At 74.2% G+C, this 18953-nt stretch carries 21 protein-coding genes; 10 read left to right on the top strand and 11 right to left on the bottom strand.

Annotated elements, in window-relative coordinates; all coding sequences use genetic code 11:
* Window positions 1-38 precede the first annotated feature (38 nt).
* Complete coding sequence (locus O7613_RS08360) at window positions 39-986, top strand: serine/threonine-protein kinase (RefSeq protein WP_281589936.1); 948 nt, start codon at window positions 39-41, stop codon at window positions 984-986.
* 76 nt (window positions 987-1062) lie between these two features.
* On the top strand, window positions 1063-1491 hold the full coding sequence (locus O7613_RS08355) for an OsmC family protein (protein WP_282293092.1): 429 nt from the start codon (window positions 1063-1065) through the stop codon (window positions 1489-1491).
* Window positions 1492-1500: 9 nt separating this feature from the next.
* Here the strand turns inward: O7613_RS08355 and O7613_RS08350 are convergent, their stop codons facing one another.
* On the bottom strand, window positions 1501-2451 hold the full coding sequence (locus O7613_RS08350) for an endonuclease/exonuclease/phosphatase family protein (RefSeq protein WP_282293090.1): 951 nt from the start codon (window positions 2449-2451) through the stop codon (window positions 1501-1503).
* Window positions 2452-2928: 477 nt separating this feature from the next.
* Between O7613_RS08350 and O7613_RS08345 the strand changes: the two genes are divergently transcribed.
* On the top strand, window positions 2929-3600 hold the full coding sequence (locus tag O7613_RS08345; protein ID WP_282293088.1) for a hypothetical protein: 672 nt from the start codon (window positions 2929-2931) through the stop codon (window positions 3598-3600).
* Between the two features lie 12 nt (window positions 3601-3612).
* Here O7613_RS08345 and O7613_RS08340 read toward each other — a convergent pair whose 3' ends face one another.
* The 4 genes from O7613_RS08340 to O7613_RS08325 all read right to left on the bottom strand — a co-directional run bounded on the left by O7613_RS08340 (window position 3613) and on the right by O7613_RS08325 (window position 7366).
* Window positions 3613-4059, bottom strand: coding sequence for a response regulator (locus tag O7613_RS08340; protein WP_281589943.1), 447 nt, complete (start codon window positions 4057-4059; stop codon window positions 3613-3615).
* Window positions 4060-4129: 70 nt separating this feature from the next.
* On the bottom strand, window positions 4130-4477 hold the full coding sequence (locus tag O7613_RS08335; RefSeq protein ID WP_281589945.1) for an STAS domain-containing protein: 348 nt from the start codon (window positions 4475-4477) through the stop codon (window positions 4130-4132).
* Between the two features lie 76 nt (window positions 4478-4553).
* The gene (locus O7613_RS08330; protein ID WP_281589947.1) at window positions 4554-5606 is read right to left on the bottom strand and encodes a cobalamin-dependent protein; all 1053 of its coding nucleotides are present in this window, start codon (window positions 5604-5606) and stop codon (window positions 4554-4556) included.
* Window positions 5603-7366 carry a PP2C family protein-serine/threonine phosphatase gene (locus O7613_RS08325; RefSeq protein WP_282293085.1) on the bottom strand — a complete coding sequence of 588 codons (1764 nt, stop codon included), beginning with the start codon at window positions 7364-7366 and terminating at the stop codon, window positions 5603-5605. Before O7613_RS08325 ends, O7613_RS08330 begins: the two co-directional genes overlap by 4 nt.
* Window positions 7367-7625: 259 nt before the next feature.
* On the opposite strand from O7613_RS08325, the gene O7613_RS08320 reads away from it, so the two are divergent.
* Both O7613_RS08320 and O7613_RS08315 read left to right on the top strand, forming a co-directional pair.
* Window positions 7626-7961, top strand: coding sequence for an STAS domain-containing protein (locus O7613_RS08320; RefSeq protein ID WP_281589952.1), 336 nt, complete (start codon window positions 7626-7628; stop codon window positions 7959-7961).
* Window positions 7958-8392, top strand: coding sequence for an STAS domain-containing protein (locus O7613_RS08315; protein WP_281589953.1), 435 nt, complete (start codon window positions 7958-7960; stop codon window positions 8390-8392). Before O7613_RS08320 ends, O7613_RS08315 begins: the two co-directional genes overlap by 4 nt.
* A 77-nt stretch (window positions 8393-8469) precedes the next feature.
* Here the strand turns inward: O7613_RS08315 and O7613_RS08310 are convergent, their stop codons facing one another.
* Window positions 8470-8781, bottom strand: coding sequence for a hypothetical protein (locus tag O7613_RS08310; RefSeq protein ID WP_281589956.1), 312 nt, complete (start codon window positions 8779-8781; stop codon window positions 8470-8472).
* 226 nt (window positions 8782-9007) lie between these two features.
* Between O7613_RS08310 and O7613_RS08305 the strand changes: the two genes are divergently transcribed.
* The 3 genes from O7613_RS08305 (at window position 9008) to O7613_RS08295 (ending at window position 11967) form a co-directional block, all read left to right on the top strand.
* On the top strand, window positions 9008-9961 hold the full coding sequence (locus O7613_RS08305; protein ID WP_282293083.1) for a DUF2267 domain-containing protein: 954 nt from the start codon (window positions 9008-9010) through the stop codon (window positions 9959-9961).
* Between the two features lie 86 nt (window positions 9962-10047).
* Entirely contained in the window at window positions 10048-10833 is a 786-nt protein-coding gene (locus O7613_RS08300) for a fused MFS/spermidine synthase (protein WP_282293082.1), read from the top strand.
* A 39-nt stretch (window positions 10834-10872) separates the two neighbouring features.
* Entirely contained in the window at window positions 10873-11967 is a 1095-nt protein-coding gene (locus O7613_RS08295; protein ID WP_281589961.1) for an AI-2E family transporter, read from the top strand.
* Between the two features lie 10 nt (window positions 11968-11977).
* Here the strand turns inward: O7613_RS08295 and O7613_RS08290 are convergent, their stop codons facing one another.
* Window positions 11978-13279: an NAD(P)/FAD-dependent oxidoreductase gene (locus O7613_RS08290; protein ID WP_282293081.1), complete on the bottom strand. Its 1302-nt coding sequence runs from the start codon at window positions 13277-13279 to the stop codon at window positions 11978-11980.
* Between the two features lie 116 nt (window positions 13280-13395).
* Window positions 13396-14079 (bottom strand): GNAT family protein, encoded by a 684-nt coding sequence (locus O7613_RS08285; protein ID WP_282293080.1) that lies wholly within the window; start codon window positions 14077-14079, stop codon window positions 13396-13398.
* 621 nt (window positions 14080-14700) lie between these two features.
* Here O7613_RS08285 and O7613_RS08280 point away from each other — a divergent pair.
* Together O7613_RS08280 and O7613_RS08275 are read left to right on the top strand one after the other, a co-directional pair.
* Entirely contained in the window at window positions 14701-15345 is a 645-nt protein-coding gene (locus O7613_RS08280; RefSeq protein WP_281587641.1) for a C39 family peptidase, read from the top strand.
* 169 nt (window positions 15346-15514) lie between these two features.
* Window positions 15515-17200 (top strand): glycosyltransferase family 2 protein, encoded by a 1686-nt coding sequence (locus O7613_RS08275; RefSeq protein ID WP_282293078.1) that lies wholly within the window; start codon window positions 15515-15517, stop codon window positions 17198-17200.
* 32 nt (window positions 17201-17232) lie between these two features.
* Here the strand turns inward: O7613_RS08275 and O7613_RS08270 are convergent, their stop codons facing one another.
* The 3 genes from O7613_RS08270 to O7613_RS08260 are packed head-to-tail and all read right to left on the bottom strand — an operon-like array spanning window position 17233 to window position 18873.
* The gene (locus O7613_RS08270) at window positions 17233-17505 is read right to left on the bottom strand and encodes a DUF6510 family protein (RefSeq protein ID WP_281589969.1); all 273 of its coding nucleotides are present in this window, start codon (window positions 17503-17505) and stop codon (window positions 17233-17235) included.
* A gap of 17 nt (window positions 17506-17522) precedes the next feature.
* On the bottom strand, window positions 17523-18281 hold the full coding sequence (locus O7613_RS08265) for a ferredoxin reductase (RefSeq protein ID WP_281589971.1): 759 nt from the start codon (window positions 18279-18281) through the stop codon (window positions 17523-17525).
* Between the two features lies 1 nt (window position 18282).
* A complete protein-coding gene (locus O7613_RS08260; protein ID WP_281590329.1) occupies window positions 18283-18873 on the bottom strand; it encodes a sulfite oxidase-like oxidoreductase in 591 nt (196 codons plus the stop codon).
* Window positions 18874-18953: the final 80 nt, after the last annotated feature.

Genomic DNA, 18953 nt, shown 5'->3' with positions numbered 1-18953 from the left:
CGGGTTCGGGGGGACCGGATGACGGCAGGGAGTTTTCGATGAGGACGCTGGGCGGGCGGTACGAGCTCGAACAGCGAGCCGCGCTGGGTGGCATGTCCGAGGTGTGGCGGGCACACGACCGGGTGTTGGACCGCACGGTCGCGATCAAGCTGATCTCACCCGGCCTGGACGGCGACGCCGGTTCGGTGGAGCGGATCCGGGCCGAGGCCCGCTCGGCGGCGCGACTGGTGCACCCGAACGTCGCAAGCGTGCACGACTTCGGCACGGCCACGCTGCCGGACGGGCGGCCGGTCCCGTACATCGTGATGGAGCTGGCCGAGGGGGAGACGCTCGCCGCACACCTGCGCGCCGGCCCGCTGGACTGGCGCATCGCGGTGCGGGTCTGCGCCGAGGTGTGCGCCGCGCTGGCCGCCGCGCACGGCCACGGCATCGTGCACCGGGACGTGAAACCGGCGAACGTGATCCTCACGCCGTCCGGCGTGAAGGTGCTCGACTTCGGCATCGCCACCCCGGCCGGAGCGCCGGACCGCACGCCGGAGGGGATGGTGGTGGGCACCCCGGCCTACCTGGCTCCGGAGCAGCTCGACCGGCAACCGGCAACCCCGGCCGCCGACATGTACGCCCTGGGCGTGCTGCTCTACTACTGCCTGACCGGCCGCCTGCCCTACGACGCCGACAGCGCCACCCAACTGCTCGGCGTACGCCGCCGCCGGCCGCCCCGGCCCCTGCCGGAGGTCCCCGGGCTGCCGTCGGAGGTGGCCGAGCTGTGCGAGCGCTGCCTCGACTCCGACCCGACCGCGCGCCCGACGAGCGCGATGGCCGCGTTGCTGCTGGCCGAGGCGGTCGACGCCCGGATCTACGTGCCGATGACCGTGCTGCTCCCCCGGCAGCGCGCCCCGGAGGTGTCGCCGTGGACCCGCCGGGCCGCCGCGGAGGCGACCGAGGCGATGGCCCTGGAGGCAGCCACAAGCGGTCGGGTGCGCTGAGCGTACTCCCTGATCGGCGGCGGTTTCGCCGGTCGGCGGTCGGGAACGCCCGCCGGTGAGTGACGGGAGGAACGCGATGCCGGATCCGAGTTCCTGGCTGACCGAGACGGCCACGGCGACCGCGGCGGGCGGTCATGTACGCACCGACGACGGCGGTCTCTCCTCCGCCCTGGCGTCCCCGCTGGCGCCGCACTGCACCGGCCTGACACCGGAGCAGCTCCTGGCCGCCGCGTTCGCCTCCTGCCTGCACCACGCCGCGGTGGAGGCCGCCGGGAAGATCACCGACGAGGCGCACACCGTGCAGGTGACCGCCGAGGCGCGGCTGGGCCGCGACGACGACGGCCGCTACCGGGCCGACGTGCACGCCGAGATCTCCTCGGCCGGGCTCACCCGCGAGCAGCTTGCCGACCTGGTCGCGAACGCCGACCGGCTCTGGCCGTTCTCCAGCGGCGACCCGAGCCGTCACCGGCTCACGGTCACCCCGGCCGAGAACGGCCGGCACTGAGCGGCCGGTTCACCAGCGGAAGCCGGCGGTGACCGCACGATGGTCGGTGTCCGGCGTGTGCACCACGCCGGCCCGGGTCGGGGTGAGCCCCCGGTAGAGGACGTGGTCCGGGCGGGTCACCGGCACCTCCGCCGGCCAGGTGAAGCCGAAACCCTGCCCGGCCTCGGCCTGCGCGTCGCCGAGCAGCCGGGTCAGCGGGTCGAGGGCCCGGTCGGTGGTGGCCGTGTTGAGGTCGCCGAGCACCACCAGCCGGTCGGCCGGGTCGGCACGGACGGTGCCGGCCAGCGCCGCGACGGTCTCGTCCCGGGTGGTCGTGTGGCCGGCCCGCGCGGACCCCAGGTGTACGACGTACACCGTCAGGTCGCCCTCGGGGGCCGCCACCACGGCGCGCAGGGCACGGTCCCAGCCCAGTCCGGTGTCCACGCCGTGGGCCTCGCGGATCGGCCAGCGACTCCACAGCGCGACCGTGGAGACCGCCGTCCGGTGCGGGTAGCGGCCGGCCAGCGCGGGCGCGACCCGCGCGTCGTCGTCGACCTCCTGCAACCCGATCAGGTCCGGCGCGTCCCCGGCCAGCGCGCCGACGGTGGCGGCCGGGTCGGGGTTGCCGGCCCGCAGGTTCTGGCTGGCCACCCGGACCACGGTGGCGTCCGCGACGGCGGGCGGGGGCAGCCAGGCGCGGCCGTAGAGACCGGCCCAGACCAACGCCGGCAGCAGCACGACGAGCAGCGCCCGGCGGGAGCGGCACAGCAACGCCGCGAGCCCGAGCAGGGGTACGCCGAGGCCGAGCAGCGGGACGGCGCTGTCGACCAGGCTGCCCAGACCACGCACGTTGGGGACCGCCCGGTGGCCGGCGAGGAGCACGGCGAGCAGCACGGCGCAGACGATGACGACCGTGCCCCGCCGACTCCGGCGGCCGGCGGGCTCTCCGCCGGCCCGCTCGTCGACCATCTGCCCCGTCACCGTCCGCATCGTATCGAGCAGCCCCGGCGCCGGTGGGCCCGATTCCGGTACGCGGACAGGTCCACCGCCAGCACCACAGGTCATGACCCGTGCGACCGGCGCGGCCTGGGTCGAACGGCCGATGCCGCCGTTCGGGTCGACACCGGCCCGCTCGTGCCCGAATTACCCCGTCCAATCTGACATAGACGTCTTTACGGACACGAACGGATGGCCCGTTCTGGGGGCTCGTGACGGTAATGCGGGGGTCGATTCCGGCGAATTGTGGCGCATGCCACCAACCAGCCCGATGGCAAGCGCCCGCAAGATCTCTAACCTCGGCGGGTGCATGCCGACCACGACGACTCCCAGCCCTTGCCCGCGAAGCGCCCGGCCGGCCGAACGATCGACCCGGCATCGGCCGGACGGAGGGTGGGGCGTCATCGCGCCGCGGAGCCGCCCCGGCGCGGGCCGGCCCGGTCCGTCCCCGGCCGGATCGCGGTGACCACCGGCATCACCTGCTGTCTCGGCCTGGTCGGCGTGGCCGGGGTCGGCGAGGCCCGGCAGTCGCACCCGGACGTACGCGAGGCGCTCGCCGACCGGGCCGCCGTCGAGCAGCGGGCCTCCCGGGACTTCACCCGCGCCGCCCCACCGGTCGCCGCGCCCGCGCCGATCGCCACGCCCAGCCCGACACCGACGCGGAAGAAGGCGCCGAAGAAGGTCGTCCGCCCCCGGCACCCGCGGCCCGTCGCCGGCCTGGACCAGCGGCAGATGGACAACGCGAAGGCCATCGTCGACGTCGGACGGGACATGAGGCTGCCGCGCCGGGCGATGGTGGTGGCGGTGGCCACCGCCATGCAGGAGAGCGACCTCTACAACCTGGCCAGCGACGTGGTGCCCGCGTCCTTCGACCACCCGCACCAGGGCAGCGGCTCCGACCACGACTCGGTCGGGCTGTTCCAGCAGCGCCCGAGCAGCGGCTGGGGCACGGTCGCCGAACTGATGCGGCCGGCGTACGCCGCCCGGGCGTTCCTCACCGCGCTCGTCGAGGTGCGCGGCTGGGCGGACATGAGCGTCACCGGCGCGGCCCAGGCGGTGCAGGTCTCCGCGTTCCCCGACGCGTACGCCAAGCACGAGAAGCGGGCCGTCACGGTGGTGGCGGCGCTGGCCTGACGCGGGCGTCCGTCAGGCGTGCTTCGGGAGCACGACCACCCGGCCGAAGAACTCGTCGATGCGGCGCACCACGTCGTTGAAGTCGTCCAGGTCGATCGGCTTGGTCACGTACGCGTTGGCCTGGAGCGTGTAGCTGCTCACCACGTCGGTGTCGGCGTTGGAGGTGGTCAGCACCACGATCGGGATGGTCCGCAGGTTCTCGTCCCGCTTGACCTCGCCGAGCACCTGCCGCCCGTCCATCCGAGGCATGTTGAGGTCGAGCAGGATGACGTCCGGTCGCCGCGCCTCGGCGTGCCGACCCTCGCGACGGAGGAACTCCATCGCCTCCTGACCGTCGGCGACCACGTCGATGACCTTCTCGACGTCGGAATCCTCAAGCGCTTCCTCGATCATCAGGACATCGCCCGGATCGTCGTCCACCACCAGGATACGAACGGGGTTGGGGCTGGGCTGACCCATGGGGCTACCTGCTTCGTCTCGAGGAGGGCGCCGACCGCACGGCCGGCCGCTGGCGGGGAAATCTATCCGATCAGGCGCTGGCCGACCGCGTCGGGTCGAACGTGTCGCGATCGTGGCGCAGCACCTCGGCCAGGCCGGTCACCTGGAGCACCCGGGCCACGCGGCCGGTCGCTCCGGTGAGCCGCAGCCACCCGCCGTCGTCGGCGACGAGGTTGTCCCCCCGCACGAAGGCGGCGATGCCGGTGGAGTCGCAGAACGTCAACTCGCTGAGATCGAGCAGCAGCTCACGCCGACCCTCGGCGATGAGCCGGTCGATCGTCGCGCTCAGCGTCCCGACCGTGCTCAGGTCGAGTTCGCCGGCGAGCCGAAGGCAGGCGCCGGCCTCGCCGCGCCGGGCATGCGTGACGGTGAACGTCACCGTGGCCCCTCTCGCTCCCACCGCAGGCGAACCCTTGCAGTGCAGCAAGTATAGGGGGTGTGCGGTGTTTCGCGGCTCAGCGGCCCGCCGCCGCCGCGGACCGGCCGCCCACCACGGCGCGCCCCCGGCCGAGGAAACCGGCCGCGCGCGGGAAGTCGCGCAACTCGTGTCCATAGTGGTCCAGGGTGAGCCCGACCGCAGCCGCCGGCACGCCGCGGCTGACGAGAATCTCCACCAGCCACTCGACGAACTCGGCGAACAGCGTCCCGTCGTCCACGTAGAGCGCGGCGGCCAGGAAGTCGACGATGTAGCCGAGGTCGCCGACTGTCGAGTCGAGCTGCGCCGGGGTGTAGTCGGTCACCGCCGGCACCCGCGCACGCAGGTCGGCGAGCGCGCTGTCGATCAGCTCACCGCGCCGCTTGACCAGGCTGGCGTACTCGTCGTCGGCGAGGTGGTCCAGGCGCGCGGGCGGCGTCGCGCGCAGCGCCCGGTCGTCGGCGACCAGATCGGCCGCGGTCGGTGCGTCCGGTGCCCACGCCACCCCGAGCACGCGCGCCCAGCGGCCGTCCGAGCCGAACCCGCGCCCGCCCACCACCACCGGCACGTCGGAGCGGCGGCACGCCTCGATCATCCGATGGGCGTGCGGCAGCCGCATCGGCAGGGCACACGCCAGGGCCACCGCGTCGGCGTCGTACCGGTGCAGGTAGGACACCAGATGCGCGGCCGGCACGCTGGCGCCGAGGAAGACGACCTGCCAGCCCCGCAGCCGCAGCACCTCGGCGACCAGGCGGGCCGGCAACGCGTGCCACTCACCGTCCATGCAGGCCATCACGATCCGGCCGCGGGTCGGGCGGGGATCGGCGTACGCGGCCACCGCGGCCACCACCCGCTCGCTGATGTGGGTGGCGGCGTGCTCCTGGGCGACGCTCCACTCGTTGCGCGCCCACCGCTCCCCCACCTCGGCCTGGGCCGGGGCGACCAGGTCGAGCAGGACCCGCTCGGCCGGCACACCGGCCTCCAGCAGCTCCCGGGCCACCGTCACGGCGCCCTGCTCGTCGGCCTCGGCCAGGCACTCCAGATAGCCGGGGAAGGCGCGGACCGGGTCGGCCCCGGTGCTCGTCGCGGTCACGCGGGCTGCTCCCTCGCTCGGTCGGCGTTGGTCGGGCCGGGCACCGCGTGCAGGTGCCGGGACGCGCGGCCGGACGGACCCGTCGCCCGCAGCGCGAGCACCGCGATGTCGTCGTGGTCGCCGTGGGCCAGCCAGTCGCAGGTCACCTGCTCGACCCGCTCGGCCAACGCCGCCGCGGGCATCCGATGGCAGCCGGCCACGGCGGTGAGCAGCCGCTCGGCGCCGAACTGCTCGGCGCCGCGCCGCCCACCCCGCGCCTCGGTCACGCCGTCGCTGTAGAGCAGGCACGTCTCCCCCGGCGCCAGGTGCACGGTCACCTCGCCGATCCGCGGGTCCGGCACCACGCCGATCAGCATCCCGCTCAACGGCACCACCTCGACCGCGCCGGACTCGCGCAGCACCAGCGGAGGCAGGTGACCGCCGCCGGCCAGGGTCAGGGTCAGCCCGCCGTCGCGGTGCGGTCGGCTCACGCCGAGCACCATGGTCGCGAACCGACCCTGCCCGTGAGCCTGGGTCGTCTCCAGCAGCGCGTCGTTGAGCAGCTTCAGCAACCGGCCCGGCTGCGACTCGACCCGGTGCAGCGCGTGCAGGCACTGGCGGAGCTGCCCGGTGAAGACCGCCGCCTCCACGCCCTTGCCCGACACGTCACCGAGGAAGAAGACCGAGCCGCCGTCGGTGAGCCGGTGGGAGCCGTAGAAGTCGCCGCCGATGCGCAACCCGGCCTGCGCCGGCCGGTAGGCCGTGCCCCACTGCCCGCCCGAGACCGCGGCCGGCTCGACCGGCAGCAGGCTGGCCTGCAGGGTGTCGGCGACCTCGGCCTGCTCGCGGTAGAGCAGGGCGGTGGTCAGCGCCGCGCCGGCCCGGGCCGCAAACGCCCGGACCAGGTCGACGTCGGCCTCGTCGTACCAGCGACCGGCCCGGCGGGCCACCAGCAGCACACCGGCCGGCGACTCCCGGCCGGGCAGGGGCACCACCCGGGCGGTCGCGCCGGGCACGTCGAGGCCGGGCAGCCAACCGGCCTCGGCGGCCTGCTCGGCCAGCCAGTCCAGCGCGTGCGGCTCGGCGCCGGCGAGACCGGCCTCGATCGCCGCGGGCAGCGCGGCGGCGGGCAGCACGCCGGTATCCACGGCGGGGGCCTCGTCGTCCGCGCGCACCGCCCGCCACCAGCGGGCCCGTCCGGCGCGCGGGGCCAGCACCAGCACCGCCACGTCGGCCACCGCGGGCACCGCGAGCCGTGCCACGGCGGCGGCGGCGCGGTCGGGGTGCAGCGGATTGCCGAGCTTCTCGCCGACCACGGCGAGGAACAGCGAACGAGCCCGTTCGGCAAGCAGCGCGTCGGCCCGGCTGACGCTCTCGGTGACGTCCTCCACGTACCAGCAGCGCCGGCCGCGCGAGAGCGACACCGGACGCAGCCGCAGCCGCCGTCCGTGGTGGGTGAACTCGGCCGGGCCGTCGCCGTGCAGGGGCGCCACCGCGGCGGCGGCGAGCACCTCGCCGGGCGCCACCTCGGGGACGAGGCGTTCCGCGACCGGGCTCACCTGACGCACCACGCCGTCGGCGTCGCAGACGATGAGGCCTTCGCGGAAGTGCTCCACCACCTCGGACCACTCGGGTACGGCGGCGACGTCGAAGTCGGGGGCCAGCGGTGGGAGCTCGGACGTGGTCGCGGCGACGGCGGACCACGCCGGAGCCCGTGCGGCACTCGTCGTGGAGATCCGTCCGTCGCCCGGGTCGGAACCCCTGACGTCGGAAGCAGTCACCAGCGGGGCCCCACTCTCCTCGTCGACATCCGTCGGGTGCCGAAACCCGGCACCCGTGGTCACGTCTCGTCACCCCACCCTACGCCGGTCCGGCCGCACCGCCACCCGAGCGCGCCGCCGGGTGACGGACGCGCGCCGAGCGGTCCGGTTGCGGGGTTGTTACGATCCGAACGTGCCTGCCCGACCGGCAGCTTGCGGAAAGGCGTGATGAGTGGTGCCCCAACGGAGAAAGCCCGACGCGACGCCGCTGAGCCTCTCCGTGGACGATTCCGATCCCGCCGCGCCGGTGGTGAGCGTCGGAGGTGACCTGGCCTACACCACCGCCATGCCGCTGCGGACCGAGGTGGACCGCCTGCTCGCCGCGCATCCGGCCACGCTGGTGGTGGACTTCGCCGACCTGGTCTTCCTCGACAGCACCGGCCTGTCGGTGATCGTGCACGCCTGGCGGGAGGGTCAGCAGGTCGGCACGGCGATCGAGCTCCGTTCCGTCCCGCGCTTCCTGGCGACCATCCTCGACATGACCGGGGTGACCGCTCTGCTGGACCGCCCCGCGGCGGGCGGCCGGCCCGCCCCCGGCTCGATCGTGTCCGCATGAGCCCGGGGGTGGCCCCGGGCACGGGCGGCTGGGACCATCAAGCGGTGCGCGCGCCGCTGCTGTCCATCGAGGTGGACCGGATCGACGCCGGGTCCGCCCGGCTGCGGCTCGCCGGTGAGCTCGACTTCGACACCGCGCCGGACCTCGTCGAGGCAGCCGCCGGGCTGCGCCGCGATGGCCACCAGGAGCTGTGGCTCGACTTCGCCGGCGTGACGCTCTGCGACTCCTCCGGCCTGAGCGCGCTGCTGGTCGTGCACCGCGCCGGCGCCGGCGCGGTCCACCTGCTCGGGCTGAATCCGCGGATCCAGCGGCTGCTCGACCGCACCGGTCTGGCGGACGTGCTGGCCGTCGCCCCGCACGCGGCGCCCGGCGCCACCCACGACGTGGTCACCTCGCGGGCGGCAGCCGCCGACGCCCGCGAGGTGGGCTGAGGCCATCCCCTCACCGATCCCGGACAGGGGGTGGCCCCCGACCCTGGGACCAGGGGTCGGGGGCCGGGAGGGGTGGCTCAGGCGGCGGGCACGGCCGCGACGTGCGTCCCGGTCTCACGGGTCTGACCCGCCGCGGGTGGTTCGGCGTCCTCCGGCATCCCGGAATCGGGCGTCTGAAACAGATAGCGGACGAAGTCCACGGTTGCGGCGTCGTCCGCGCCGGGCCACTGCCCCACGCAGTCGACGCCGACCACCTCGCGTCCGCTGCCGTCATGGCGCTCCAGCAGCGCCCACAGGGTCACCGGATAGCACCGCGTGGTCTCCGGGCCGAGGCGCCACCGGGCATACCAACCGGGACGAGCGGGGACGATCTCCACGATCCGTTTCATCACGACCTACCCTTCCGCGTGCGTCGGAAGTTGTCCGGTCCACCCCCGATCCTGCGACCCGACGGGGTGACCGTTCCTCACCCCCAGGGAATGAAGCCACCGCTCCCACAGCGCCCGTGCGCTTCCCGGCCGCGACCGTCAGCTTCCCCGCAGCACCCGTTAGCTTCCCCGCAGCGCTGGGAAGGCGACCGGCGCAGGCGCAACCGACCAGGAACGAGGTGCGACGATGCGCAAGCAGATGGAGGGCGACAACAAGCGCCGCCGGGCCCTCGCCCGCCAGGCCCGCGAGCAGGGGCGGCGACCGAGTCAGACCGGCGCCAGCCTGAGCGCGTCCAAGCAGGTCACCTCGCTGGACCGCCACGACCGGTCCGGCCCGCCGCCGGCCGGCCGGCACAAGCCGGACAGCACGCGCGGCGGTCCCGCGCCGCCCCCGGTCGGGGTGGCCGAGCGGCCACGCCCGCTTCCGGATCCGCCCACCGGACGGGCCGCCACGATGAGCTACCGGGAGCTCGTCGACGACGTGAGCCGACGCGCCGGCGTCGACTTCACCGAGGCGAAGATCGCGGCGGAGGCCACGGTGCTCGCCCTGGCCCGGGCGCTCGACGAGAGCGAACGGGAACGGCTGCTCGACGCGGTGCCGGTGAAGCTGCACGACGTGGTGCCGGTGGACGGCATCGAGCGGCGGCACGACCTGCCGGATTTCCTGGCCGAAGTCGGGCGGCGCAGCCGGCTCACCCCGGAACAGGCGCGCTACCAGGCCGAGGCGACCCTGGCCGCCCTCGCCGACGCCGACGCAGAACTGGTCGGCTCGTTGCGCGTACCCGACGGATTGCGGGACCTGCTCGCACCGGCCGACTACGGCGGTGGCCTGGTGGGCGCCTCCTCGGCCACGCCGCCGCTGACCGAGCCGGAGCTGCGGGACGCGCTGGCGTCGCTGCCCTACTGGTCCAGCGACAGGCGGTCGTTGGTGCGCACCATCGAGCTGCCCGGCGGCGACCTGGACCGGCTGCTGGACCGGCTGGACCGGCTCCGGGCCGAGGGTGGGCGTGGTCCGCAGATCGGCCGCCCCGACCCGGACAACGCCGTGCTCACCGTCCGGACCCAGCACGCCGACGGCGTGACCGCCGCGGACGTCGACCTGGCCCAGCGCGTCGACGCCGCTCTCGACACCGCCGGTTGAGGTGTAAGGAGGGGCCCCCGCTTAACGCTTCCGGTATAGGCGGGGGCCCCGCTTAACACCGCGCCCGCGGCGGTAGCGTTGCCGCGGTGGAGAGCGACGCCGAGGTGTTGGAGATCGTCGTGGACCCGGCCCGGCCCACCGGGCGCACGCTGCTCGCCGATGGGGTGGAGCAGTCCTACGTGGACGTGGCCGACGCCCGCCACCTGCACTTCGAGTACGTCCGGCGGATCGCCACCGTGATCGACCTGAGCGCGCCGGCCGGCCACCCGCTGACCGCCCTGCACCTGGGCGGCGGTGCGCTCACCCTGCCCCGCTGGCTGGCCGCCACCCGTCCCGGCTCGACGCAGCGGGTCGTCGAGCGCCACCCCGGTGTGGTGGACCTCGTCCGCCGGAAGCTGCCGCCGGTGCCGCCGGAGGTGGTGGTGACGCTCGGCGACGCCCGCGACGCGGTCACCGGTACGCCGGACCGGACGTACGACCTGGTGGTGGGTGACGTCTACCGGGCGGCCCGGATGCCCGGGCACGTGGCGGCCGTCGAGTTTGCCGCCGAGGCGGCCCGGGTGCTCCGCCCGGACGGTGTCTACCTGGTCAACCTCGCCGACCTGCCGCCCCTGGCGCACACCCGCGCGCAGGTGGCCACGCTGCGCGCGGTCTTCGTCGACGTCTGCCTGATCACCGACCGGCGAATGCTGCGCGGCCGGCGGTACGGCAACGTGGTGCTCGCCGGCGCGGCGCGCGCCGGGCGGCTGCCGGTGCGCCGCCTCGCCGCCCGGGTCGCCGGCGACCCGGTGCCCGGCACCGTGTTGCACGGGGCGGCGCTCGACGCGTTCGCCGCCGACGCCTGGCCGGTCACCGACGCCGACGTGGATTGAGCGCGGGTTTTCCGGCCGGTAGGGCGGGTAGCCGCGCGGATGAGCGTCGCCGACGACCGGACCACCGCCCGCCGGACGTTGATCGTGATTGTGCTGGTGCTGGCGACCGTGGTCGGGTTGACGCTGGTCTGGGCAACCCGCCGCGTGCTCGTCTGGGGGCTGGTCGCGGCGTTCCTCGCGGTCGCCCTCAAACCGCTCGTGGACCGGTTGGAGCGGCGGGTACGCCGGCGGGCGCTTGCCACCCTGCTTGTCTTCCTGGCCACGTTCGTGCTGCTGGCCGCGCTGGGGGCGCTGATTGTCCTGCCGCTGGTCGACGAGCTGGGCCGGCTCGCCGACCGGGCGCCGAAGGTGGTGCACGAGACGCAGGCCGGGCGGGGGCCGATCGGCCAGTTGCTGGACCGCCTGCACCTCCTGCGGTACGCCGAGCCGGGCCATCTGCGCCGGTACGGCTCCCAGCTCGGCGAGCCGACCGTCGGGCTGGTCCGGAGCGTGGCGCAGGCCGTCGCCGCGCTGGTCACGGTGGTGGTGCTGGCGTACCTGATGGTGTTGGAAGCGCCCCGGATCGTGGCCGTCACGCTGCGGCTGGTGGGGGACGGCCCGGCGGAACGGTTGCGGCGCATCGGCCGCGACTCGTCCCGGATCGTCACCGGCTACCTGAGCGGCAACCTGGTGATCAGCCTGATCTGCGGCGGCCTGACCTTCGCCGTGCTGCTCCTGCTCGACGTGCCGTTCGCCGCGGTGATCGCCCTGGTCGTCGCCGTGGTGGACCTGATCCCGCTGGTCGGCGCCACGCTGGGGGCGATCGTCGCGGCCGGCGCGGGTTTCGCGCGCTCCCCCACCGCCGGCATCGTGGTGCTCGTCTTCTTCGTGGTCTACCAGCAGGTGGAGAACCATCTGCTGCAACCGGTCATCATGGCCCGCGCGGTCCGGCTGAACCCGCTGACGGTGTTGTTCAGCGTGCTGCTGGCGGCCGAGTTGGCGGGCCTGGTGGGCGCCCTGCTGGCGATCCCGGCCGCCGGCATCGTGCAGGTGCTGCTGCGCGAGTTCGTACCCACCGGCCGGACGGTCCTGGCCGCGCCGGCCGACGGGGAACGCGACGACGGTGCCGTGGACCCCCCGCCGGCCGGCGGCTGACTCTCGCCGGTCAGGTGCCCCGGCGTACCAACTCGGGCGACTCGCTCTCCAGCGGCACCGCGTTCGCCGGCACGAGGCCGAGCTGCACCGCGGGTCGGGGCAGGGCCGCGTCGAGCGCCCAGTCGACGGCGACCCGCGGACGGTTGCCCGGCATGGCCAGCAGGTGGTAGCCGCGGGTGACCGCCTTGGCCGGCAGGCCGGCCAGCGGCACCTTCAGCGGGTTGGCCGCCGCGTCCTTCCCACCCAGGTCCACCACCCAGCCCAGATCGTGATGCTTGTACGACTTGCGGGCGCCCTGGCCGTATGAGGCGGCGATGTTGTGCGCGGCCAGCTTGCCCTGCCGCTGGGCGTGCTGCGCGGTCATCGCGCACACCTGGCCGGGACGGGTCGGGTCCGGGACGGCGGCGGCGTCGCCGCAGGCGAACACCTCGGGGAAGCCGGGTACGTTGAGGTACTCGTCGACCACCAGCCGGCCCTTCTCGGTGCGCAGCCCCAACTGCGCCACGAACGGGTCGGGGCGCACCCCCACGCACCAGATGAGGCTGCAGTTCGGGACGTACTCGCCGTCGGTGAGCATCACCCCGTCCGGGGTCGCCTCGGCGACCGAGGTGCCCATCCGCACGTCCACGCCGCGGCGGCGCAGCACCCGGTCGGCGGTGACGGACATCCGCCGGTCCAACTCGGGCAGCACGCGCGGGGCGACGTCCAGCAGCATCCACCGCGGCCGGATCTTGAGGTGTGGGCGCTGGGCCATCAGCCGGTCGGTGAACAACTGCCCGTGCGCGGCGACCTCGGTGCCGGTGTAGCCGGCGCCGACCACCACGAACGTGGTGCGGGCCCGCTGCTCGGCCGGGTCGTCGGTCAGCTCAGCCAGCTCGACCTGCCGGATCACGTGGTCGTGCAGGTAGAGCGCCTCGGGCAGGCCGCGGAAGCCGTGCGCGTACTCGGTCACGCCGGGGATGGGCAGCAGCTTGTTGACGCTGCCGACGGAGAGGACCAGCCGGTCGTACGCGAGCTGCCCGTGGTCGCCCTCGGCGGAGCGGTAGCCGACCCAGCGGTTCTGCAGGTCGACCCGGTCCGCCTCGCCGACGACCACCCGGACGCCGTCGAGCGTGCCGGCGAGCGGCACCGAGATCCGGGTCGGCTCGACCACGCCGGCCGCGACCTCGGGCAGCAGCGGCAGGTAGAGGAAGTAGTCGGTCGCGTTCAGCAGGACGATCTCGGCCCGGTCGCGGGCCAGTCGGCGCAACGTCTTGGCCGCGTGGTACCCGGCGAACCCGGCCCCCACGATCACCACACGTGGTTTCGTCATGTCTGCTGCCGTTCCCGCACAGACCTCCGACAAACGTTTCGACCCTCCACCCGCCTCTGCCGACCTGACGTTCCAGCCCGGTCGCGTTCCCGAAACCGGGCAACTGAGACGCCGGCTCAGCGCGTCGGCGGCGGGGCGGTGAGCGCCCAGCGCTCGTGGTCCCGCCACGCCCCGTCAACGAACAGGTAGTCGGGCGAGAAGCCCTCCAGCCGGAAGCCGAGGCGACCGGCCAGCCGCTTCGACGGTTCGTTGCCCGGTTGGATGTTCGCCTCCAACCGGTGCAGGCCGAGCGCGTCGAACGCGTGCGCGACCACCAGCCGCACCCCGGCCGAGGCGTGACCGGTGCCCGCGTACGGGCGAAACGCCGCATAGCCGAGGTAGCCGCCACGCAGGGCGCCCAGCACGATGCCACCGATGTTCGCGTACCCGGCGATCTCACCTGTGCTGCGGTCGCAGAACAGGAAGCCCTCGCTGTCTCGCCGCCGCATCTTCCGGAGGTACGCCGCGTACCGCTCGTTGTCGTCCGGCGCGGACAGCCACGGGTGGTGCAGGTCCCGGCTGCGCCGGGCGGCGGCGACGAACTCCGCCTCGTCGGCGGGTCGGGGCCGGCGGAGCGCGACCCGCTCATCGCTACGCAGGTATCTCACCCACCCACTCTCGACCACCGACCCCAGCGGGGCCCGAGCGGGGTGGTGCGGCGCGCACCGGTCCACCCGGCGACGCCGTTGCCGCCGCACATGCTCGACGTGCCGAACGGTCAGCACGGCTTCGAGCCGCATCCGCTCCTTGATCGACTCCACTTCGGCGAGCGTGGCGGCATCCCGCGCCTTGATCCACTCCTTTTCGCCGAAGTGGCGGCATCCCAGCGGTCCGACCCCACCACTTCGGCGACCTGGAGTCGATCGCGGTCTCAAAACCCGGCAAACGGCGGTTCCCGGCACAGCGGGCTGGATTCGGGCATCTCCCGCGGCGGGCACTTTGACATCGAGCGGCGAGCACGAACTCCACCGTCTTTGGGTGCGTCTGTTGTCGCCTGGGCGACAACAGACGCACCCAAAGGCCGCTCCCCCCACCCGCGATGGGCCGAAGCCGAGGCCAGGCGTCCGGTTTGGGTGGGTCGAGCGTGGTCGGGGCCACCGCCACGGCGGAATCGCCGCCGGGGGTCAGGCGTTATACCTGGCAGACCGCGTGGAGCCCGGCCCCCGCCCAGGCAACCCCGGTCGGAATGACCGGCCACCGGCCGTCGTTACATCCCCCGGCCGTCCGAGCAGGCCCAGCCGCCGGACGCGCCCCTGCGGCTCAGCCCCGCACCGCACCGCGCCGGGGCGCTCACCTGAAACGTCGCGGCATCCCCCGATCGCCGCACACCCCCGCACGCGGCACCGCCGCGTCATCCCCCAACCCCCTGGGAGGCAACCATCATGGCTACCACCCTGCTGCGTAAGACCGTGCTGACCGCCGCCGGCATCGCCGCCACCACCGGTGGCATCGCCGGACCCGCCATCGCCGCCCACGCCACCCCGGCCCCCAAGACCGCCGTCGTCGCCGACCGCACGAGCGGCGATCGGGAACTCGACGTCCGCTACCAAGCCCAGCCCAACTTCTACTACTGCGGCCCCGCCGCCGCCCGCAACGCCATCAGCGTCCTCGGCAAGAACATCGACGTCGACACCATGGCCAAGGAAATGGGCACCACCGAAGACGGCACCAACAGCATCAACGACATCACCCCCGTCCTGAACAAGGAAACCGGCAAAACCTACAAATCCGTCGAAATCAAGACACCCAAGGCCGACGACAAGCAGACCGACACCCTGCGCACCGACATCGTCCGCACCATCGACGACGGCCGCGCGGTCGTAGCCAACATCGCCGGCACCACCACCGACACCGACGGCAACCCCCACGCCTTCGAAGGCGGCCACTACATCAGCATCGTCGGCTACCAGAACGGCGGCAAGACCGTCACCATCGCCGACAGCGCCAACCCGAACACCGCCTCCTACCACATCACCGTCGACCACCTCGCCGACTGGATCGCCACCCGCGGCTACTCGACCTCCTGACCCACAACCACACGAATGGGCCCGACCCCACGAACACGGGGTCGGGCCCATTCGCGTATCGAACCGCTGCCTCCCGGTCACCTCGCGGTCATGTCGGCGTCGTCACCCGGACCGCTCGTCCCACCACGCTGGGTGGCACCGGACGGTCTACCCCAGCGGAGGAGCAGCAGTGGCAGCCGAGGAGGCGACAGACCCACCGACAGCCCGCCCCGACGTCAGCGTGATCGTGCCGGTCTACAACACGCTGCGCTACCTGCGGGCCTGCCTCGACTCGGTGCTGCGGCAGACCATCGGGCTCGACCGGATGGAGATCGTGGCGGTGGACGACGGGTCCACCGACGGCAGCGCTCGCCTGCTGGACCGGCTCGCCGCCCGGCACCCCGGCGCCGTCCGGGTGGTGCACCAACCCAACTCGGGCGGCCCCGCCGCGCCCTGCAACCGGGGGCTGGACCTGGCCACCGGCCGGTACGTCTTCTTTCTCGGCTCGGACGACCGGCTCGGCCCGGAGGCGCTGGAACGGCTGGTCGCCGCCGCCGACCGGTACGGCTCGGACGTGGTGCTCGGCAAGGTCGTCGGCGTCAACGGCCGGCACGTCTTCTCCGACGTGTTCGCTGCCGGCAACGCGGTCGACGTGGACCTGTTCGACTCGGCGCTGCCCTGGTCGCTGGCGAACACGAAGCTGTTCCGCCGGGACCTCGTCGACCGGCTCGGGCTGCGGTTCCCGGAGGACATGCCGGTGCTCAGCGACCAGCCGTTCACGCTTGCCGCCTGCTACCACGCCCGCCGGATCTCGGCGCTCGCCGACTACGACTACTACCACGCGGTACGCCGGCTCGACGCCCGCAACATCACCTACCACAGCCGGATCGAGCAGCGCCTGGTGAGCGTGGAACGGCTGTTCGCGTTCGTCGCCGGACTGATCCCGGCCGGCGCGCGGCGGGACGCCGTGCTGCGCCGCCACGTCGGGCTGGAACTGGCGAACCTGGTCGGCGACGACTTCCGCCGGCTGGACCGGGCCGCGCAGGAACGGGTGCACGCGACGGTCCGCCGCCTGGTCGAGCGGCACGTCACCGACGGCCTGCGAAACCGGCTCGACATCGAGGCCCGGCTGCGCCTGGGCGCGGTGACCGGCGGCGGCGTCGACGAGTTGCTTGCCGTCATCGACCAGGACACCCGGCGGGGCGTACCGGACACGGTGGTGACGGGCGGCCGGTGGCATGCCGGCTACCGGGGCGCGCCGGCCGCGTGGACCGACGTCACCGATGTCCGCGCCGACTGGCTGGCCCGGCTGGACACCGTCGAGGTGAGCTGGGTCGACGGTGAGACCGTGACGGTGACCGCGCGCAGCCCGTACCCCCGGTTCGCCGTGGCGGCCGGTCCGGTCCGGCTGATGGCCGGGCGGGTCGCCGGCGCCACCCGGCTGGACGCCCGCGACCCGACCGGCCGGACCGTGCGCGCCGACTTCCCGGCGGACCTGCTGCTGGCCGCCAGCGCGGCCAGCGGCCAGCGCCATCCGGTGCGCGCCGAGGTGGACGGCGACCACGGTCGCGGCGCCGCCCCGGTACGCGCGCCCCGGCTCGCCGCCGGCCGTCCCCGCCTGCTGCGGCACGGCGCCCGGCTGTACGGGGTGGCCGCGACCGTCGACCCGCGCAACGGCCAGCTCGTGCTGTCGGTGGTCCCGGTGACCGTGGGCCAACTTGTCGGTCGGCTGCGCCGCCGCTGGCGGGGCAACCCGCCGACGGTGGCGTCCCGACCGGCCCCGGCCCTGGTCCCGGTCACCCCGCCGCGTCCCGGGCGGGGCCACCACGCCGAGCCGGCGCCGACCCCGGTGGAGCGGTTGACCGTCACCCGCTAGCTGTCCTGCCAGGCAGGCGGGGCCTCCCGACGTCAGCGCGGCGGCATGGGGACCTGGAGGTAGGTGGTGCCACGCAGGTCCAGCCAGGCCCGCTCCGGCGCGCGGACCAGGCGCACCATCACCCCGGTGCAGGCCGGGCAGCGCCCCACCAGGCCCGGCGCGTGCGAGTAGACGTGCAGGCCCGCCATCGGGCCGGTCGTGCCGCAGTTGTCGCAGCGCCCGGTGGTGGCGCTGAGGTCGACCGCGAGGAGTTCCCGTAGCGGTCCGTCGAGCATGTTGCCGTCCAGGTACGACAGGTCGGTCACGCGTCCTCCTCGGGTCGTCAGCCGGTCGGACCGAACCGCTCGGTCCGCACCCGCCGGGTCGGGTGGCCCAGCCCGACGAGCAGGTCGGCCACGGTCTCCACGAACCCGGTGGGGCCGCAGACGTAGCAGAGCGGCTCCAGGTCCGGCGGCCAGCCGTGACTGTTCACATCGGCCAGCCCGATCCGGTGCGGCTCGCCCCGCCACCCCTCGGGCGCCGTCCGGGTGTAGACGTACGCGACGTCCAGGCCCTGGTCGTCGCGGGCCCGGCGGCGCAGCTCGTCGGCGTAGATCACGTCGTCCGGCGTCCGTACCGAGTAGATCAGCCGGAACGGGGTCCGGCTGCCCGCGGCCCGGCGGGCCCGGACCATGGCCATCAGCGGCACCACGCCGGAGCCGCCGGCCACGAGCAGCACCGGCGCGGTCTCGTCGGTACGCCAGACGAACCAGCCGCCGACCGGCCCGCGGACCTCCACCGGGTCGCCCTCGGCCCAGGTGTCCACCAGGTACGGCGACACCTCGCCGTCGCGCACCCGCTGGACGGTCACCTCGATCCGTTCGCCGTCGGCCGGGCCGGCGAGCGAGTAGGACCGGGCCGCCTGGTAGCCGTCCGGGGCGGTCAGTCGCACGTCGACGTGCTGTCCGGGCAGGTGCCCCGGCCAGCCGGGCACGTCCAGCACGAGCGTCTGCGCGGTCGACGTCTCGACCCGCCGCTCGACCAGCCGGGCCACCCGCCAGGTCAGCGGCACGACCCGGCTCCCCGTGGTCGGTGCGGTCACCTCAATCGCCCTGGTAGCGCTGCTCGCGCCACGGGTCGCCGTAGTCGTGGTAGCCGGCCGTCTCCCAGAACCCCGGCCGGTCGTCGGTGAGCAGCCGGATGCCGCGTACCCACTTGGCGGACTTCCACAGGTAGAGGTGCGGCACGAGCAGCCGGGCCGGGCCGCCGTGCTCGGCCGGCAGTGGCCCGCCGTCGTACGTGTGCACGACCCAGGCCCGCCCGCCGCGCAGGTCGTCGAGCGGCAGGTTCGTGGTGTAGCCGCCGTACGAGTGCGCCAGGGCATAGCGGGCGGCGGTGTCCACGCCGTCGAGCAGCGTGTCCAGCGAGACGCCCTGCCAGGTGGTGCCGAGTTTGGACCAGCGGGTGACGCAGTGCAGGTCCACCGTCGGCGTGTCCTGCGGCAGGCTCATCATCTCGGCCCAGGACCAGCGGTGTTCCGCGCCGGTCTCGCTTGTCAGCACGAACTCCCAGGTGTCCGGCGACACCCGGGGCGTCGGGCCGGCGGAGAGCACCGGGAAGTCCTCGGTGAGGTATTGCCCCGGCGGCAGGTCCGGGGCGGACGACCGGGGCCGGCCCTGAAAGCCCGGCGACACGATTCCCACCCGTCAGTCCTACCACCCCCGGCGACGTCCGGGAACGGCTTCCGCGGTGTAAGGCGGGGCCCCTTCTTAAC

It is taken from the genome of Micromonospora sp. WMMD975 (genome assembly GCF_029581215.1).
Lineage (GTDB): Bacteria > Actinomycetota > Actinomycetes > Mycobacteriales > Micromonosporaceae > Micromonospora.
This window is presented reverse-complemented; position numbering and strand designations above follow the sequence as displayed.

Bases quoted from the DNA above. Each gene is read 5' to 3' on its own strand.
- O7613_RS08290 (WP_282293081.1), bottom strand. From the start codon at position 13,279: ATGACGAAACCACGTGTGGTGATCGTGGGGGCCGGGTTCGCCGGGTAC.
- O7613_RS08355 (WP_282293092.1), top strand. From the start codon at position 1,063: ATGCCGGATCCGAGTTCCTGGCTGACCGAGACGGCCACGGCGACCGCG.
- O7613_RS08315 (WP_281589953.1), top strand. From the start codon at position 7,958: ATGAGCCCGGGGGTGGCCCCGGGCACGGGCGGCTGGGACCATCAAGCG.
- O7613_RS08340 (WP_281589943.1), bottom strand. From the start codon at position 4,059: ATGGGTCAGCCCAGCCCCAACCCCGTTCGTATCCTGGTGGTGGACGAC.
- O7613_RS08305 (WP_282293083.1), top strand. From the start codon at position 9,008: ATGCGCAAGCAGATGGAGGGCGACAACAAGCGCCGCCGGGCCCTCGCC.
- O7613_RS08360 (WP_281589936.1), top strand. From the start codon at position 39: ATGAGGACGCTGGGCGGGCGGTACGAGCTCGAACAGCGAGCCGCGCTG.
- O7613_RS08295 (WP_281589961.1), top strand. From the start codon at position 10,873: ATGAGCGTCGCCGACGACCGGACCACCGCCCGCCGGACGTTGATCGTG.
- O7613_RS08310 (WP_281589956.1), bottom strand. From the start codon at position 8,781: ATGAAACGGATCGTGGAGATCGTCCCCGCTCGTCCCGGTTGGTATGCC.
- O7613_RS08280 (WP_281587641.1), top strand. From the start codon at position 14,701: ATGGCTACCACCCTGCTGCGTAAGACCGTGCTGACCGCCGCCGGCATC.